Source organism: Mycobacterium sp. (assembly GCF_035314665.1).
Taxonomy (GTDB): Bacteria; Actinomycetota; Actinomycetes; order Mycobacteriales; family Mycobacteriaceae; genus Mycobacterium.
Genome location: NZ_DATFZD010000295.1, coordinates 14,867 through 32,432 on the forward strand (window position 1 = coordinate 14,867; position 17,566 = coordinate 32,432).

At 65.8% G+C, this 17,566-nt stretch carries 16 protein-coding genes and 1 pseudogene; 9 read left to right on the forward strand and 8 right to left on the reverse strand.

Annotation, left to right across the window (positions count from 1 at the left end; all coding sequences use genetic code 11):
- The first annotated feature begins 96 nt into the window (after window positions 1-96).
- The 3 genes from cysS to VKI00_RS20780 are packed head-to-tail and all read left to right on the forward strand — an operon-like array spanning window position 97 to window position 3,390.
- A complete protein-coding gene (gene cysS / locus VKI00_RS20770; RefSeq protein ID WP_324440739.1) occupies window positions 97-1,509 on the forward strand; it encodes a cysteine--tRNA ligase in 1,413 nt (470 codons plus the stop codon).
- Window positions 1,499-2,428, forward strand: coding sequence for a 23S rRNA (guanosine(2251)-2'-O)-methyltransferase RlmB (rlmB, locus tag VKI00_RS20775; protein ID WP_324440741.1), 930 nt, complete (start codon window positions 1,499-1,501; stop codon window positions 2,426-2,428). The genes cysS and rlmB overlap by 11 nt, the downstream gene beginning before the upstream one ends.
- Window positions 2,428-3,390 carry a glycerophosphodiester phosphodiesterase family protein gene (locus VKI00_RS20780; protein ID WP_414687253.1) on the forward strand — a complete coding sequence of 321 codons (963 nt, stop codon included), beginning with the start codon at window positions 2,428-2,430 and terminating at the stop codon, window positions 3,388-3,390. Before rlmB ends, VKI00_RS20780 begins: the two co-directional genes overlap by 1 nt.
- A 164-nt stretch (window positions 3,391-3,554) precedes the next feature.
- Here VKI00_RS20780 and VKI00_RS20785 read toward each other — a convergent pair whose 3' ends face one another.
- From VKI00_RS20785 to VKI00_RS20795, 3 genes are read right to left on the reverse strand one after another with little or no spacing between them, the layout of a single operon-like run.
- Window positions 3,555-4,796, reverse strand: coding sequence for an SLC13 family permease (locus tag VKI00_RS20785; RefSeq protein WP_324440769.1), 1,242 nt, complete (start codon window positions 4,794-4,796; stop codon window positions 3,555-3,557).
- A gap of 2 nt (window positions 4,797-4,798) precedes the next feature.
- On the reverse strand, window positions 4,799-5,719 hold the full coding sequence (locus tag VKI00_RS20790) for an MBL fold metallo-hydrolase (protein ID WP_324440743.1): 921 nt from the start codon (window positions 5,717-5,719) through the stop codon (window positions 4,799-4,801).
- Complete coding sequence (locus VKI00_RS20795) at window positions 5,719-6,477, reverse strand: 5-oxoprolinase subunit PxpA (RefSeq protein ID WP_324440745.1); 759 nt, start codon at window positions 6,475-6,477, stop codon at window positions 5,719-5,721. Before VKI00_RS20795 ends, VKI00_RS20790 begins: the two co-directional genes overlap by 1 nt.
- 275 nt (window positions 6,478-6,752) lie before the next feature.
- On the opposite strand from VKI00_RS20795, the gene VKI00_RS20800 reads away from it, so the two are divergent.
- Window positions 6,753-7,826 (forward strand): substrate-binding domain-containing protein, encoded by a 1,074-nt coding sequence (locus VKI00_RS20800; RefSeq protein ID WP_324440747.1) that lies wholly within the window; start codon window positions 6,753-6,755, stop codon window positions 7,824-7,826.
- A gap of 4 nt (window positions 7,827-7,830) precedes the next feature.
- Here VKI00_RS20800 and kstR read toward each other — a convergent pair whose 3' ends face one another.
- Window positions 7,831-8,436: a cholesterol catabolism transcriptional regulator KstR gene (kstR, locus tag VKI00_RS20805; protein WP_324440771.1), complete on the reverse strand. Its 606-nt coding sequence runs from the start codon at window positions 8,434-8,436 to the stop codon at window positions 7,831-7,833.
- Between the two features lie 287 nt (window positions 8,437-8,723).
- Between kstR and VKI00_RS20810 the strand changes: the two genes are divergently transcribed.
- Window positions 8,724-10,853: an acyl-CoA dehydrogenase gene (locus VKI00_RS20810; protein WP_324440773.1), complete on the forward strand. Its 2,130-nt coding sequence runs from the start codon at window positions 8,724-8,726 to the stop codon at window positions 10,851-10,853.
- Between the two features lie 24 nt (window positions 10,854-10,877).
- On the opposite strand, the gene VKI00_RS20815 is transcribed toward VKI00_RS20810, so the two are convergent.
- Entirely contained in the window at window positions 10,878-11,345 is a 468-nt protein-coding gene (locus tag VKI00_RS20815; protein ID WP_324440749.1) for a cupin domain-containing protein, read from the reverse strand.
- A gap of 350 nt (window positions 11,346-11,695) precedes the next feature.
- Here VKI00_RS20815 and VKI00_RS20820 point away from each other — a divergent pair, with 350 nt between their 5' ends.
- The 4 genes and pseudogenes from VKI00_RS20820 (at window position 11,696) to VKI00_RS20835 (ending at window position 15,129) form a co-directional block, all read left to right on the forward strand.
- Window positions 11,696-12,964, forward strand: a complete 1,269-nt coding sequence (locus tag VKI00_RS20820) for an IS701 family transposase (protein WP_422656528.1) — start codon at window positions 11,696-11,698, stop codon at window positions 12,962-12,964.
- A gap of 334 nt (window positions 12,965-13,298) precedes the next feature.
- Entirely contained in the window at window positions 13,299-13,514 is a 216-nt protein-coding gene (locus VKI00_RS20825) for a hypothetical protein (protein WP_324440753.1), read from the forward strand.
- Window positions 13,515-13,551: 37 nt separating this feature from the next.
- A pseudogene (locus VKI00_RS20830) lies at window positions 13,552-13,677 on the forward strand (hypothetical protein); the annotation flags it as partial.
- Between the two features lie 30 nt (window positions 13,678-13,707).
- Window positions 13,708-15,129, forward strand: a complete 1,422-nt coding sequence (locus VKI00_RS20835; RefSeq protein WP_324440754.1) for an acyl-CoA carboxylase subunit beta — start codon at window positions 13,708-13,710, stop codon at window positions 15,127-15,129.
- A 207-nt stretch (window positions 15,130-15,336) separates the two neighbouring features.
- On the opposite strand, the gene VKI00_RS20840 is transcribed toward VKI00_RS20835, so the two are convergent.
- The 3 genes from VKI00_RS20840 to VKI00_RS20850 form a co-directional block, all read right to left on the reverse strand.
- Entirely contained in the window at window positions 15,337-16,017 is a 681-nt protein-coding gene (locus VKI00_RS20840; RefSeq protein WP_324440756.1) for a cutinase family protein, read from the reverse strand.
- A gap of 941 nt (window positions 16,018-16,958) precedes the next feature.
- A complete protein-coding gene (locus VKI00_RS20845) occupies window positions 16,959-17,192 on the reverse strand; it encodes a hypothetical protein (RefSeq protein WP_324440758.1) in 234 nt (77 codons plus the stop codon).
- A 49-nt stretch (window positions 17,193-17,241) separates the two neighbouring features.
- The coding region (locus VKI00_RS20850; protein WP_324440760.1) for a hypothetical protein at window positions 17,242-17,566 on the reverse strand (325 nt) is incomplete at its 5' end.

The window sequence follows — 17,566 nt, forward strand, 5'->3', positions numbered from 1 at the left end:
ACGGATGCGCTATCCGGTGAGCTTTGTGATCGGAAACGGCACGACGGCACCGCGCCGCTCATGGGCAACGGGCACAGCCCGGTAAGCTGGCACGTCGTGACCGATCGCGCCCACCTGCGGCTACACGACACCGCGACGGGTGTCGTGCGCGATTTCGTGCCGATGCGGCCCGGGCACGTCTCCATCTACCTGTGTGGCGCCACCGTGCAAGGTCTGCCGCACATCGGCCACGTGCGCAGTGGCGTGGCTTTCGACATCCTGCGCCGCTGGCTGATGGCGCATGGCTGCGACGTCGCATTCATCCGCAACGTCACCGACATCGACGACAAGATCCTCAACAAGGCCGCCGCGGCAGGCCGGCCGTGGTGGGAGTGGGCGGCCACCTACGAGCGTGCGTTCAGCGCCGCCTACGACGCCCTCGGCGTGTTGCCGCCGTCGGCCGAGCCGCGGGCCACCGGCCACATCACTCAGATGGTCGAGTTGATCCAGCGGCTGATCGATTCCGGCAACGCCTATACCGGCTGCGGCGACGTCTACTTTGACGTACAGAGCTACCCCGAATACGGCCAGCTGTCCGGACACAAGATCGACGACGTCCACCAAGGCGAGGGCGTGGCCACCGGCAAGCGCGATGAGCGCGACTTCACGCTGTGGAAGAGTGCCAAGCCCGGTGAGCCTTCATGGCCCACGCCGTGGGGCCGCGGACGCCCCGGCTGGCATACCGAATGCGTGGCGATGGCACACGAATATCTGGGCGCTGAGTTCGATATCCATTGCGGGGGAATGGATTTGGTTTTCCCGCATCACGAGAACGAGATCGCTCAAGCCCGTGCCGCCGGCGACGGGTTCGCCAGGTACTGGTTGCACAACGGCTGGGTCACCATGGGTGGCGAGAAAATGAGCAAGTCGCTGGGCAACGTGTTGTCGATCCCCGCCATGTTGCAGCGTGTTCGGCCCGCCGAGCTGCGCTACTACCTGGGTAGCGCGCATTACCGTTCGATGCTGGAGTTCTCCGAGACCGCGTTGCAGGACGCCGTCAACGCCTACGTCGGGATCGAGGACTTCCTGCACCGGGTCCGTAGTCGGGTCGGCGCCGTCGAACCCGGACAGTGGACGCCGCGGTTCGCCGCCGCGCTCGACGACGATCTCGCGGTGCCGGCCGCGCTGGCCGAGGTGCACCGCGCCCGTGCGGAGGGCAACCGGGCGCTTGACGCCGGCGAGCATGACACGGCATTGGCCAATGCCGCGGCGATTCGCGCGATGATGGGCATTTTCGGCTGCGACCCGCTCGACGAACGCTGGGAGTCGCGCGACGAGACGTCCGCGGCGCTGGGAGCGGTCGACGTGCTGGTGCGCGCAGAGCTGGAGCGGCGCGAACAGGCCCGCGTGCAGCGCGACTGGAAGCTGGCCGACGAGATCCGGGATCGGTTGAAGGACGCCGGCATTGAGGTCACCGACACCGGCGACGGCCCGCAGTGGTCGCTGGGAACCCAAGCCGATGGCCGGTAACTCGCAACGCCGCGGGGCGGTCCGCAAAGCGGGCACCAAGAAAGGGCCGACTGTTGGCTCCGGCGGCCAACGACGCCGGGGGCTGGAAGGCCGCGGCGCCACTCCGCCCGCGCACATGCGGCCTCACCATCCGGCCGCCAAGCGGCAGAAGGCGCAGGAGCGCCGCCCCACCAAACGCAGCGACGACGCCGAGACGGTGCTGGGCCGAAACCCGGTGCTGGAATGCCTGCGCGCCGGTGTTCCCGCGACGGCCCTCTACGTTGCGCTGGGAGCCCAGGCCGACGAGCGGCTAACCGAATCCGTAACCCTGGCAGCCGATTCCGGTATTGCGATTCTCGAAGTGCCGCGCACCGACATGGATAGGATGACCACCAACGGTCTGCACCAAGGCATCGCGTTACAGGTACCTCCCTACGAGTACCTGCATCCCGACGAGTTGCTCGAGATAGCCTTGGACACCCCGCCCGCGCTGCTGGTCGCGTTGGACAACATTTCCGATCCGCGAAACCTGGGTGCGATCGTTCGGTCGGTTGCGGCGTTCGCCGGTCATGGGGTGTTGATCCCGCAGCGGCGCTCCGCCTCGGTGACGGCGGTGGCCTGGCGGACCAGCGCTGGTGCGGCGGCGCGGATTCCCATCGCGCGCGCCACCAACCTCAATCGCACGCTGAAGGATTGGGCGGATCGCGGTCTGCAGCTCATCGGGCTGGACGCCGACGGCGATACCGTCCTCGACGATTTCGACGCCGAGGGTCCACTGGTGGTGATCGTCGGGTCGGAGGGAAAGGGACTGTCGCGGCTGGTGCGTCAGAATTGCGACGCGGTAGTGTCCATCCCGATGGCCGGCCCAGCCGAATCGTTGAACGCCTCGGTGGCAGCCGGGGTGGTGCTGGCCGAGATCGCCCGTCAGCGTAGGAGCTAATCGTGCGCCTCGCCGCGGTGCTGGTCGCTGTCGTCGTGCTCACGCTGGCGCCGACCGCGGCCGCGGAGTCGCGCGATTTCGACCTGCAGGCCCACGCCGGTGGCCGCGGTCAGGCGACCGGCGAATCGCTGCGAGCCTTCGCCAAATCGATCGAACTCGGCGTCAGCACACTCGAACTCGACATCAACGTCACCAAAGATCGCGAGCCGCTGGTTTGGCATGATCCGATCATCGATGCGCAACAGTGCGCCGACACCGGGCCGGCATTCGCCGGCGATCCGTCGTATCCCTACGTCGGAAAACTCATCCACGATTTGACCCTGGCGCAGATCCGCACGCTGGACTGCGGCAAGCCAAACAGCCAATTTCCGAACGCTGAAGTGGTGCGGGGCACCAAGATAGCCGTCTTGCCGGAAGTTTTTGCGCTGGCCGACTCGTATCGGGCCGATGTGCGTTACAACATCGAAACCAAGGTCGCCGCCGATCGCCCGACCATATCCGCCGATCCGCAGGAGTTCGTCGATGTGGTGCTGGCGGCCGTCCGGGCGGCGGGCGCGGTCGGCCGGGTGGAGATCCAGAGTTTTGACTGGCGAACGTTGCCGCTGGTGCACCAGGCCGAGCCATCGATTCCTCTGGTGACGCTATGGGATGAGCAGACCTGGGTTCCGGATTCGCCCTGGCTGGCGGGTGTTAACCCCGCGGTCGTCGGCGATCCGGTGATCGGGGCCACGCTGGTCGGCGCGAATATCCTTTCGCCCGATCACTCTTTGGTCGACAAGTCTTTCGTCGACCGGGCACATTCGTTGGGGCTCAGCATCATTCCGTGGACGGTCGATGAAGCAAACGACATGCGAGCCCTGATCGCCGACGGCGTCGACGGCATCATCACCAACTACCCCGCCTTGCTGCGTGCCGTGCTGGCCGAACTCGGTATGCCACTGCCACGGGCATACCACCGCTGACCCACTTGCCACAGGGCTCACACCAGCACCCTCAGGTGGTGGGGCACCGTGTTGAGAAACGAAGGCGCATGCGATATCACTGTTGATATCGGATACGGTCTCAAATTGGAGGAGAGGCTGTCCCTCCTCGGAGAGACGCCAGAGGCTGCTGATACTACTGAGGGCTAGATGCCCAGCACCCGCACACCGGCCCACAGCGCCAATACCGCCGCCACCAGCGCCGTCGGCACGGTGCACAGTCCGAGCCTGGTGTACTCGCCGACGCTGACCGAAACGTCATACCGACGTAACACGCTGCGCCACAACAGGTTTGACAACGACCCGACGTAGGTCAGGTTGGGGCCGATGTTCACCCCGATCAGCACGGCCAGCACCGCAGCGGGCCCGCTGCTTGCGACCAGCGGTACCAACACCAGTGTCGCGGGCAGGTTGTTGACGACGTTGGCGAGCACCGCGGCAGCGGCCGCGAATCCCAGCAGTGCGGGCAACCCGGAACCGGACGGCAATGCCGCGCCCATCCGCTCGGCCACACCGTTCTGCATGACCGCCTGCACCACGACGCCCAACGCCAGCACGAACACCAGAAACGGGATGTTCACCGAGCGGACGATCGCCACCGCCGTGGTGTGCCGTCGGGCCAGGCTGCGCACGGCCATCACCGCCGCCCCGGCGAGCGCCGCCCAGGCCGGGGCCACCCCGACCGCCTCCGCGATCACGAACCCGGCCAGCGTCAGCGCCACCACCACCAGCGCGAAAACCGGTGTCTGTGGCGCCGGCTCGGATTCGGGCGGATCGGGCTGCACGCTGAGGTCCCGCCGGAAGAACACCCGGAAGACGAGGTAGACGGTGGCCACCGCGGCCAGCCACGGCAGCGTCATCACCAGGGTGAACTTGCTGAACGACACGTTGGCCGCGTGAAATGCGAGCAGGTTGGTCAGGTTCGACACCGGCAGCAGTAGCGATGCGGCGTTGGCTAGGTGTGCCGTCGCATACGCGTGGGGACGCATGGGTGCCCGCAGCCGCCGCACCGTGGTCAGCACCACCGGCGTCAGCAGCACGACGGTGGCATCCAGGCTCAGCACCGCGGTGATCGTCGCGGCAATCGCGAATACCTGCCGGAGCAGGCGCCGAGACCCAGGGCGACCGCGCGCCATCGCGGCGCCGGCCGCCTCGAACAGGCCTTCGTCGTCGCACATTTTGGCCAGCACCAGTATCGCGCCCAGGAAGGCGACGACGCTCGACAGCCGGGCCGCCTCGGCCGCCGCGTCGTGCATCGAAATCGCGCCGACGGCTATCAGCACGACGACGGCCGGGATGGCGGCGAACGCCTCGGGCCAGCCGCGGGGACGGGCGACCGCGAACGCGAGTACCACCGCCAGCGACAGCAGAGCCAGAAATAGCGACAAACTCAGGCCCACGGGTCTTCGCGCCGCCACACCGTCGGCATGTCCAGCGCGATACCGTCCTGCGAGGCCAGCTTGCTCAGGACGCGCAGCGATACGTCCAAGTCATCGCCCGCATAGGGTAAGGCTCGCAACGGCTTTGACAGCGGACGGAAGAAATCGTCCCAGTGGATCAGCACCACCCGGCGCGCGCCCACGGTGCGCACCGTCTCCGTCCAGTAGTCGACGAGATACCGCTCGGGTTGCAGACCTAACTGGCCTACGCCGAGGTAGACGACATCGGCGCGCTGGCCGGCCAACAGGCCTTTGACGAAGCCGGCGCTGCCCTGGATCAGCAGCCGCCGGTCCGATGGCCGGTGATGCACCAACATCGACCAGGATTCGCCGCACCGGTAGGCCGACACCTTCGCCGGCGGCACCACCGGTGCGGTGATCTCTCCAGGGAACCGGTCGGGTGGGCTGTGCTGCGACTTCAACAGGGTTACGTCGAAGGCGCCCAACCGGATTGGCTCACCGGACGCTGCGACGACGATGCGGTCAGCGGCCAGTCCGTGGCCACGGCCGACATTGGCCGCCGATTCGCCCCCGACCAGCCGCGCGCCGGTGCGATCGGCGACCAGCGCGGAATCCAGCGCATGGTCGAAGTGCGTGTGTACCGGGATGACCGCCTCCAGTTGTGTCAGCTTCAGGCGCGCCAGGCATCCGTCGACCCGGGGCGGCGACGGTGACATCTTGCCCAACGCCACCCGCGCCAGGCTGGGCCGGGAGAAGAAGCCGTCCGTCATAAGAGTCGAGGCCCCGTCGTCGAGCAGCAGCGTCGACACCCCTAGCCACGTCGCCGTCAGCGGGGTGCCGGATTCGGCGGCAGGCACGCTGAACCGGTGCGCATACCGCTCGATGTCGGGACGCCCGGGCCGCAGCCGCATCAGCAGAACGCCTTCACGTCGATGCCGTCGGATTTCAGCCGATCTCGCACCGCCGACGCGATCTGCACCGCGCCAGGTGAATCACCATGCACGCAAACCGATTCCACCTGCACGTCGACGGCCGAACCGTCGACCGCGGTGACTTGTCCGATGGTCACCATCGCCACCACCCGTTCGGCGATGGCGTCTGGGTCGTGCAGCACCGCGCCCGGTTCGCGGCGGGACACCAGTCGGGCGTCGGGCTGGTAGGCGCGATCGGCGAATGCCTCCGGTACCGTGCGCAGGCCACGTTGTTGCGCCTCGTCGAAGAACACCGAGCCCGCCAGGCCCAGCACCGGCAGGCTGGCGTCGACCATCTGCACCGCCTGCGCGACGGCTTCGGCCTGCTCACGGTTGGTCACGATCGTGTTGTACAGCGCGCCATGGGGTTTGACGTAGGAAACCGTCGAGCCGGCCGCCTGGGCGAGTCCGTGCAGCGCGCCGATCTGATACACCACGTCGGCGAGCAGATCCTCCGCCGCAACGTCGATGAAACGTCTGCCGAACCCGGCCATGTCCCGGTAGCTGACCTGAGCGCCGATGCGCACACCACGCTCGGCGGCCAGCCGGCACACCCGCAACAGCCCGGCCGGGTCGCCCGCGTGGAAACCACAGGCCACGTTGGCGCTGGTCACAATGCCGAGCATGGCGTCGTCGTCGCCGAGCCGCCAGACGCCGAAGCCCTCGCCCAAGTCGGCGTTGAGGTCGATAGAGGCCACGATGGCTAGCTTAGGACTGTGACGATTTCGTCTCGCCATTCGACGCTCTTCGCGCCGACCGACCGATCCGGCGGTCCGGGCAGACCTGGAGCAGCGCCGCGACGTCATCGCGATGCCGCCCGTCGCGGTGGCCCGGGCGATCGCGTTCGCGATCGATCATGCCACCTGACGTGGACATCGGCGAGGTTGTCGTGCGGCCCACCGCGCAGGCGTGAGGCATCAAGCGCACGCCAACTCATGAAATCCGACCGGGATGCCCGGTAATCTCAGACCGCATGAGCCCCACGCCGCGACGGCGGGCGACCCTGGCGTCGTTGGCGGCTGAGCTCAAGGTATCGCGCACCACCATCTCGAATGCTTACAACCGGCCCGATCAGCTTTCGGCCGAGCTGCGCGAAAGAGTGCTCGCCACGGCCAAACGTATCGGCTATCCCGGACCCGATCCAGTGGCGCGATCGCTACGAACCAGACGGGCCGGGGCGGTGGGCCTGATGATCACCGAACCGCTCACGTATTCCTTCAGCGATCCGGCGGCGCTGGATTTCGTTGCGGGACTTGCCCAGTCGTGCGAAGAGGTCGGGCAGGGGCTGATGCTGGTGGCCGTCGGCCCAAGCCGCAGCGTCGCGGATGGGACGGCATCGGTGCTCGCCGCGGGGGTCGACGGATTCGTGGTCTACTCGGCAGCCGACGACGATCCCTACCTGCAAGTCGTGCTGCTACGACGACTGCCACTGGTGGTGGTCGACCAGCCCAAAGAAGTACCCGGTGCGTCTGCGGTGGGCATCGACGACTGGGGGGCGATGCGCAACCTCGCTGGCTACGTGCTCGGCTTGGGTCATCGGGAGATCGGACTGCTGACGATGCGGCTGCGCCGCGACCATCGCCAGGGTCTGGTCGACTCAGAGCGCCTTCGCTCGTCGACGTTTCATGTGCAGAGCGAACGCATCCACGGCGTCCGCGACGCGATGGCCGCGGCCGGCGTCGACCCCGAGTCGTTGACCGTGGTGGAAAGCTACGAGCACACCGCGTCATCCGGCGGCGACGCGGCCCAGGTTGCGTTAGACGCCAATCCACGCATCACCGCGTTGATGTGCACCGCCGACGTGCTGGCCTTGTCGGCAATGGACTACCTGCGCGGCCGCGGCAAATACGCACCGGGTCAAATGACCCTCACCGGTTTCGACGGCATACCCGAGGCCATCGGCCGCGGTCTGACGACGGTCGCACAGCCGAGCCTGCAGAAGGGCCGCCGCGCCGGTGAGCTTTTGCACGAAGACGACATCCACACCGTCGTTGAGGTGCTCGACACCGAGCTGATCCGCGGGCGTACAGCCGGGCCGCCAGCCTGACCGGTCAGACCTGGGAACCCTCCCCGTTGCCGATCAGCAGCCGCACCGCAAGATCGAGCCGCTTGCTAACGTCGGTGGCCGACGCCCTGCGGGTGAGCCAGGCCAGCAGATTGGACAGCCACACGTCCGAGATCACCCGGGCGATGTGGTACTGGTCTTCGGTCGGTTCGCCGTCGCTCATCGCACGGGCAAACATCGAGTCGATCAGCTTCTCGACGTGATCAACCTCACCGGCCGCGGAGGCGTCGGCGAACACGTAGGCCCGGGTCATCGCCTCGGTGAGCAGCGGATTGCGCTGCATCGCGCGATTGAGCTTGCTGACCATGAAGTTCAGCCGCTGGAACGGGGTCCCGCCGGTCAGGCTGGAGCGGTCGGTCTTGGCGTCGATCCGTTCGAATTCCCGACCCAGCGCGGAGACCAGCAGGTGCACCTTCGACGGGAAATACCGGTAGAGCGTTCCCACCGCGACGTCCGCGCGGTCTGCGACCGCACGCATCTGAACTGCCTCGTAGCCACCCTTGGAGGCGATCGCCATCGTCGCGTCCAGGATGCGTTTACGCCGCTCACGCTGCGCCTCAGACCCGAGCTCGGACTCGGCCAGTACCGCCACACTCATCACCTCACGAGGTTGCGCGGTCGACGAACTCGAGGGCTGACCCGAGCCGGTGTTCGTTGGCGACGACATCTGACGGACAGCTCCTTTTCTCGCGTCCTCGCTCGAAACGATACGCATGCCGAGCGCGAATTTCTCACCTCCGTGCCGCCGGGACACCGGGATGTCCTGCTGCGATGGCATTCGACTTGATGGTCGATCGCTGGCACTATTAGAACACGTTCTAGTGCTGCGCGGGGCGTCTCGGCAGCGCCTTTTACGTCGACCGAGGAGTCCAGGTGGCTGTGACCTCAAGCAAGACCGGCACCTCCGAACAGTTCGCGGCGCGCGAGTTGGTGCGCGATTGGGCGGCCCGAGCCGGCGCGACGGCGGCGGTTCGGGATATTGAACAGGGCGAGCCGCATGCCTGGCGGCCGGTTTTTGGCGGCCTGTCCGATCTGGGATTGTTCGGTGTCGCGGTCCCCGAGGACTGCGGCGGGGCCGGCGGCAGCATCGAGGATCTGTGCGCAATGGTCGAGGAGGCCGCCAAAGCCCTGGTGCCAGGCCCGGTGGCGACGACGGCGCTGGCCACGCTGGTGGTCGCCGATCCGGAGCTGCGCGCCGCGCTGGCCTCGGGCGACCGCACCGCCGGGGTGGCGCTCGACGGTGACGTCGAGTTCGATGACGCCAGCTCGCGGGCCTCGGGCACGGCGCCGCGGGTACTGGGCGCGGTCGCCGACGGTCTGCTGTTGCTGCCCGCCGACGGAAAATGGCTGCTCATCGATCCAGCCGCGGCCGGCTCGGCTGGCACTGTGGTGGTCGAGCCGCTGAAGGCGACCGACTTCTCCCGGCCGTTGGCCCGGGTGGTGCTGACGTCGGCGCCGGCCACGGTGCTGGACGCGGCGGGCGACCGGGTGGCCGACCTCGCCGCGGCGGTGCTGTCCGCCGAGGCGGCGGGGATCAGCCGATGGGCGCTGGATACCGCCGTCGCCTATGCCAAAGTGCGCGAGCAATTCGGCAAGCCGATCGGCAGTTTCCAGGCGGTCAAGCACCTGTGCGCCGAGATGCTGTGCCGTGCCGAGCAGGTGGCGGTGGCCGCCGCCGATGCGGCCGTCGCCGCCGCGGACAGCGATGGCCGCCAGTTGTCGATCGCCGCGGCCATCGCCGCGAGCATCGGAATCGAGGCCGCGAAGGCCAACCTCAAGGACTGCATCCAGGTGCTCGGCGGCATCGGCATCACCTGGGAGCACGACGCGCATCTCTACCTGCGTCGGGCCCATGGGATCGGGCAATTCCTCGGTGGGCCGGCATGCTGGCTGCGCCGGACCGTCGAGCTCACCCAGGCCGGTGTCCGCCGTCGGCTGAGTATCGACCTGAGCGAGGTCGCCGACCTGCGCCCGCAGATCGCTGCAGCGGTCGCCGAGGTGGCTGCGCTGCCGAGCGACAAGCGCCAGGCGGCGCTGGCCGAAGCGCAGCTTTTGGCGCCGCACTGGCCGGCGCCGTACGGTCGCGGCGCCGGGCCGACCGAACAGCTGCTGATCGATCAGGAAATGTCGTCGGCGCGTGTGCCGCGGCCCGATCTGGTGATCGGCTGGTGGGCGGCGCCGACCATTCTCGAACACGGCACGCCCGAGCAGGTTGAGCAGTTCGTGCCGGCCACCCTGCGCGGCGAAATCCTTTGGTGCCAACTGTTTTCCGAGCCGGAAGCCGGCTCGGATCTGGCGTCGCTGCGGACCAAGGCGGTGCGGGTCGACGGCGGCTGGGAGCTGACCGGGCAGAAGGTGTGGACATCCAGGGCGCACGACGCGCAGTTTGGTGTGTGCCTTGCCCGTACCGATCCCGACGCGCCGAAACACAAAGGGATCACTTACTTTCTGATCGACATGAGCTCGCCGGGCATCTTGATCCGGCCGCTGCGCGAAATCACCGGCGCCGCACTGTTCAACGAGGTCTTTCTCGATGGCGTCTTCGTCCCCGACGAGATGGTGGTCGGCACGGTGAACGACGGTTGGCGGTTGGCCCGCACCACGCTGGCCAACGAGCGGGTCGCGATGGCGCAGGGCACCGCGCTGGGTAACCCGATGGAAGAGCTGCTCGCGGCGGCGGCAGCGATCGATCTCGATGTCGCACAACAGGATCGGCTGGCGCGGTTGATCATCACCGCACAGGTTGGCTCGCTGCTCGACCAGCGCATCGCCCAACTCGCGGTGGGCGGCCAAGATCCCGGGTCGGAATCCAGTGTGCGCAAACTGATCGGGGTGCGTTACCGGCAGGCGTTGGCCGAATACCGGATGGACCTGAGCGAAGGGGCGGGCGCCGTCGAGGACAAGGTCGTGCACGACTTCCTCAACACCCGCTGTCTGACCATCGCGGGCGGCACCGAGCAGATCTTGCTCACGGTGGCCGCCGAGCGGCTGCTCGGCCTGCCGCGCTGACGGCCTTCTCCGAGAATGGCGCGGTCAGCGCGGAGGGCCAAGAATGATCTGTCCGAACTTGTCTGCTCCCTCGGCCATACGATCGGGCGAGATTTCAAAACCCTCCGGGCGCGGCGTAGATCGGTCACGTCCGGTGTAGCGGAACATGCCCTCGATTCCAGCGGGCGTGTTGATCATCAGCAGATCGGCTTTCTTCGACGTGATGCGATACGCGTGCGGAATGTCCTTGGGCAGGAAGACGATACCGCCCTCCGATAGCTCCATCTCCTGGTCGTCGCACCAGAGCAATGCGGTCCCTTTGATCAGCATGAAGACCTCATCTTCACGCGTGTGTTTGTGGTACGGGGGTGCTTCTCCTTCGCTGACATCGAAGCGTCCGATCATCAACTTGCCATCGGTGGCCTTGCCGTCCAGCAAGATTGCCAATGTGCCGCCGTCGAGCCATTCCAGTTGTTGCTGCTGCTCGGGTTGCGCCAGGTACGCCATGCTCATGAGTCATCCCTATTCGTGGTCGGCGGGAGCACCAACGTGGTCCAAGTGGGTTCGTCGGGTGACGTCAATGTCGGATGGTTGAGAATATCCGTGTGCGCCAGCATGAGCACGTCACCGGAGCAAGAAACGCCCTGCCGATGCGGGCTCTTGCGATAGTCGCCTGCGTAGTAGGCGCCATCGCCGCGCTGGGGTTGACGCTCCTGGCGGGATGGGATCTAGTACTACAGCCGTAGATCGTGGTGTGCGGTGTGTCTGCGCTGGTTGAGGCGGTGACCGCGGCATTGTTCGGAGTTTGTGAAGACAACAGAATTAGCCGCGGCCGCCGCGGCTCATAGCGTAGACGTTGAACGCTGGCGTGGGGGTTTGATGAGGTTCTCGATCGTGTCGCGTCGCGGTTTTCCCGGTGCGAGACGCTGCGTAACGCCGGTGCGTTGATGCTTGGATTGGTCTCGGATCTGGGGCGTAAGAGCTGCTGGACGCTGGCCGAGCGGGCGGGTCATCCCAGCCCGGATCGGTTGCAGCATCTTTTGGCGCGCGCCAAGTGGGACGCCGAGGGCGTGGTGGCTGATTTGCGGGGTTACGTCAGCGAGCATCTGGGTGATCCTGATGCGGTATTGGTCGTTGATGAGACCGGTGATGTCACGAAGGGCAGCGCCACCGTGGGGGTGCAGCGCCAATACAGCGGCGCCGCGGGCCGGATCGAAAACGCCCAAGTGGCGGTGTATTTAGCGTATGCGGCCCGAGCCGGGCACACGTTGGTCGACCGGCGACTGTATCTGCCCAAGGACTGGTGTGATGACCCGGAGCGCCGTGCAGCCGCCGGTGTTCCCGACGACGTTGAGTTCGCCACCAAACCCGCTTTGGCCGCGCAAATGATCACCGCCGCCCTTGATGCCGGCATGCCGGCGGGCGCGGTGGCCGGCGATGAGGTCTACGGCGCCGATCCCGAGCTGCGCCAAAGGCTGCAGCAGCGGGGCATCGGCTACGTGCTGGGCATCGGCGCCAACCGCATGGTGAGCACCGGCGCGGGCGCCGAGCGGGTCGATGTGCTTACCGGGTCGCTGCCGCGGCGGGCCTGGCAGCGTCGCTCGGTCGGTATCGGCGCCAAGGGAGATCGCTGGTATTCCTGGGCGCTCATCGAGATCACCGACAGCGACGCCGCCGCGGCTGGCCAGCATCATCTGCTGGTCCGTCGCAACGACAAGACCGGCGAGTTGGCCTATTACCGCTGCTACAGCCCCACACCGGCGACCCTTGCCGACTACGTGCGGGTGGCCGGGTGGCGCTGGAAGGTGGAGGAATCCTTCCAAACCGGCAAGGAACTGGCCGGGCTGGATGAGCATCAGGTGCGGCGCTGGACCTCCTGGCATCGCTGGGTCACCCTAGCCATGCTCGCGCATGCCTTCCTGGTCGTCACCACCGCCGCACAACGGTGCGCTGACACCGCCGAGGCCACACTAATCGCCTTGACAGTCAACGAATTTCGTCGACTTTTCGATGCGCTGCTACTACGACCCCTGCACACCGTCGCCGACATCCTGGCCTGGTCGACATGGCGACGAAAACACCAGGCAATCGCCCGCGCCTGCCACCACCGAAAACACCATCAACAACAATGACCGCGATCTACGGCTGTAGTACTAGGCAACAGCGCCTGAAGAAGTCACGCGGTGGCGTGCGCCCAGGTAGGGAATCCGCGCACGCCCTTATTCGGCCATGAACCGATCACATGGCACCACCCGTGATTAGTACTTGCTGAACATCGCTGTAAGCCATTGGTTTCCATCGTAATCACGACCGACTGACAGACACGCAAAAGTTTGAAGGAGTGGAACGGCAATTGACCTCTGCGCTGGTTTGGCGAGCACGGGTATCCATTTTCCAGCTGGCACCCATGCCGGTTGGCCGCCACCAGCAACGACAACCGGCACGGCAAACGGCATCGTGATCCCCATGGTCGTGCAATGGAAGGTCCCGATCGGCGCCCGGGTGTGCGACGTCGTCGGCGGCAGCGACACCGACCAGGTCTATGTCGCCGCCAACGATTGTGTGACCGTTCTGGCGGGCTGCGATGTCGCGGCGCGGATACCCGCCGGCCGGGAAACCAAGCGTCTGATTCTCGGCGCCGACGGAGCTTTTCTTCGCCATGACAACCGCCCTTACATCTGACGCCGAGGCTAGGTGGAAGTTGCTGTCGATAGTGAATCTCGACCCGGAGATCGACTTGGACGTGGTGGCGGGCAAGCCGCGGCCAGGCGACTACAACTACCCGATCAATAACTCGTTCGGATTCGGCGGGCACAATGTCGCACTCGCCTTTGGTCCGTACTGAGCCGAGCACCAATCGAAGAGGAGACCTGCGATGACGATCATGGCCCCCGATGCGGTTGGCGAATCACTTGATCCACGCGATCCGCTGCCGCGCCTGTCCACGTTTTTCGACGACAACAGCGTGGAACTGCTGCACGAGCGGGACCGCTCGGGGGTGCTGGCCGCGGCGGGCACCGTCAACGGTGTGCGCACCATCGCGTTTTGCACCGACGGCACCGTGATGGGCGGTGCCATGGGTATGGAGGGGTGCACCCACATCGTCAACGCCTACGACACCGCCATCGAGGAGCAGAGCCCGATCGTGGGTATCTGGCACTCCGGTGGGGCCCGGCTCGCTGAAGGCGTGCGCGCGCTGCACGCGGTTGGATTGGTGTTCGAGGCCATGATCCGGGCGTCCGGCTACATTCCGCAGATCTCGGTGGTGGTCGGCTTCGCTGCCGGCGGTGCCGCCTACGGGCCGGCGCTGACCGACGTCGTCGTGATGGCGCCGGAGGGCAGGGTGTTCGTCACCGGGCCGGACGTGGTGCGCAGCGTCACCGGCGAGGACGTCGACATGGCGTCGCTGGGCGGCCCGGACACTCATCACAAAAAGTCCGGGGTGTGCCACATCGTCGCCGACGACGAGCTCGACGCCTATGCGCGCGGCCGCCGGTTGGTCGGATCGTTCTGCCAGCAAGGGCATTTCGATCGCAGCAAAGCCGAGGCGCATGACACCGACCTGCATGCGCTGCTGCCGGAATCGCCGCGACGCGCCTACGACGTGCACCCGCTCGTCATCGCACTGCTCGACGACGATGTGCCGTTCGACGAGTTCCAGGCCAAGTGGGCACCATCAATGGTGGTCGGTCTGGGTCGGTTGTCGGGCCGCACGGTCGGCGTGCTGGCCAACAACCCGCTGCGACTCGGCGGTTGCCTCAACTCGGAAAGTGCCGAGAAGGCAGCGCGTTTCGTGCGTCTTTGCGACGCGTTCAGCATTCCGTTGATCGTGATCGTCGACGTCCCCGGCTACCTGCCGGGCGTAGACCAGGAATGGGGCGGCGTGGTGCGCCGAGGCGCGAAACTGCTGCACGCGTTCGGCGAAGCCACTGTTCCGCGAGTCACGCTGGTGACCCGAAAGATCTACGGCGGAGCCTATATTGCGATGAACTCGCGTTCTTTGAACGCCACCAAGGTGTTCGCCTGGCCCGATGCCGAGGTAGCGGTGATGGGTGCCAAGGCGGCCGTCGGGATCCTGCACCGAAAGACGCTGGCGGCTGCGCCCGAGCACGAGCGGGAAGCGTTGCACGATCAGCTGGCCGCCGAGCACGATCGGATCGCCGGCGGCGTGGACAGCGCGATCGACATCGGTGTGGTCGACGAGAAGATCGACCCCGCGCATACCCGCAGCAAGCTGACCCAGGCGCTGGCCGAGGCGCCGGCGCGCCGCGGCCGGCACAAGAACATCCCACTGTAGTTTGTAGCGGCGGTTCACAGGCTGGCAAGGCTTACGTTCAAGCTCGTTCGACTTGGGGCAGGTCGGTGGACGCCGTCGCAATGCCGACGCTGCGTCAGCAGCCTGCATGGCGCCTAAAGTTCGGGGACCGTTATAGGCAACACGGGTGGGAACGTCGGGTTTGCGACTGACCGGCGCGTATCAATCCGCACTTGCCAATTGGGTGGGTTATCCAGCCTTTAGCCGATCAGCGACGAATTGTGCTGCCTGCGTTGCCATTCCAGACTCTACGTAGACGCGGTGCGCCGCTACGTCGTTGCCAACTGAACACACCGGATCGGCACCGTTGCACAGGTCGATCGCCTTAAAGCCGAACAACGGGCTAAGCGCGGTCAGTGGGCCACCGACACGGTTGGAGGGGTTACCGAAGACGGCCACCGCAGCGACATGATCAGCGACGTTGTCCGGTAGTGGATCTCCGAATCCGAACGTTGCCTGTCCAGGTACGGTGATGAGGTCGACGACGGCTGCGCCCTGCGAGTACCCGCCCAACACCACTTTGGTCTGCGGGCACGATGAAACCGCGTTTTCAACGAATTGCCGAGCGTCATTTGCGCCGTCGACTGCGCGGATAAAGTCATAGGACGCTGGGTAGTCGACAGCGTAGACGCTCACGGACTTGCCGTTGACAACGGAACGCAGCGAGTCGACGAATGCCTGTCCCACACGTCCAGGACCCGGTGGCTCGCCGGTGCCGCGTGCAAACACAACTTGGATGTCAGAGCATGATTCCGCCGCCCCGGAGTGGACCATGCCTGGCTCGGCCAACGCTGCCGCCGGCGCGATCAGCATTGCGGAGATAAGCGCTGCGCCAATGCCAGCGGAACGCACAGCTATGTTCTTCGTCATTTTTCACGCCTTCTCGTGGTCGGCGGCGTTGAGCAGCGCCGCGGCCTGACGGTGCCTACCGACAAAGCATCGGCTACACGCGCCCTGAATGTCGTCAGCGCTAGCGCCCAGAAGCGGTTGGCGCCAGCGGTAATGCCTGTCACCTCGGACCACGGTCGAGGCGCTCGCGCGGGCTCCGGCGTCTTGTCACTGTCGGTTGTTGGCCGGAGACAACAACGCGATGGGAGTTGGTCCACGGCCGACATGGCCTCGCCAAATGCGCATACGTATTTTAGGTCGAATCCAGCGTCGCATTGGCCATCGAATCACCCTGGATCGTCTGCGAGAGGAAGATATTCGGCAATGATGGGCTACTTGATCACACTTGCGGCCCGGTATGCGGCTCCGATTTCCTGTCCAGTGATGGTTACGTCGCTAGCCATCGCGGCGCAATGGGCCTGCAGAAAACCGGCTCCACTCTCAACCCTTCGCGGTGTTGCCGACATTGCGGCAGGCGTCATGGCGGAGTCCAGTTCACCGGGGCCAGGACGGCGAAGTTATTGCCTTGGCAGTGCAAGACGCACTGGCGGAGCTCACAGCTACTGGCGCGGCGGGTCGCAGCAGCCTACGCAAGGAGGTTCAAATGAACGCCATTCTTCGCCGAAGTGATGGCGTCATCACGGTGTCGGGCCCCCGGGCGAGATCGTGCGTCGTGGCCAGGAAGTACTTGTCTCGCAGAGCGGCTGTCCCCAACGACCGCCCTACGGCGATAACGAGCTGAGAGGATGACGACGATTCTCGCCGAGCTGACCATCTGCGGACTGTGCCTGTTGCTACTGCTGATAATCGTCTGCAACGCATGGCAAAGCACACCGAAATACGCAGCGCTCCAAGTAAGCCCGACAAAGGTGATAATGGGCGACACGAAAACTCAAGCCAGCACGGATATCCGGAGTCGATAATTAACTGATTTCGTTGTCGCCGCGACTATCTGTGGGGTAGCCCTGATCACCGTCTCCGTGATCGCGTATACCGATGGGCAAAGCTGCGAGGCGATGGCGCGGGAACGCCAGGCCGTATGGGAGCGCCGTGACCGAGAAGTAGCGATGCGTTTCCACCAGCATGGCCTGTTCTGCGACAGCTCGTGCGACAAACCCGGTGATTCGATGACCGGGACGCCGGGTCGTGCCGGGCATGCTTCAACGATATGGCGGCGACTGCACGCATGTTGCGGCTGTTGCCTAGCTAGCGCTGACCGGTTTTCCCGACAGCCATTTCACCGACTATGACAAAGCGGTCGAGACGCCCAAACGGATTCTCATGTGGGTGGAGTTTGGTTTCGCTCCGCTCTTTCTGGTCCTTGCCTTCTCTCCGATCGGCACCCGGAGGCGTGCCGTCGGACTGCTTGCCGCCCTGATCACGCTGGGCTTCGTCGTCGCAGTCCAGCTGGTCGGCCTCCCTTGGTATTTCATCAGCCACCTCGGTCTCGATAACGGAATCGGCGGCTAGTCGAGGCGGATTGGTCGTAAGCTCGGAGATCACCGATGGGTACTGTGCTGATCCCGATTCC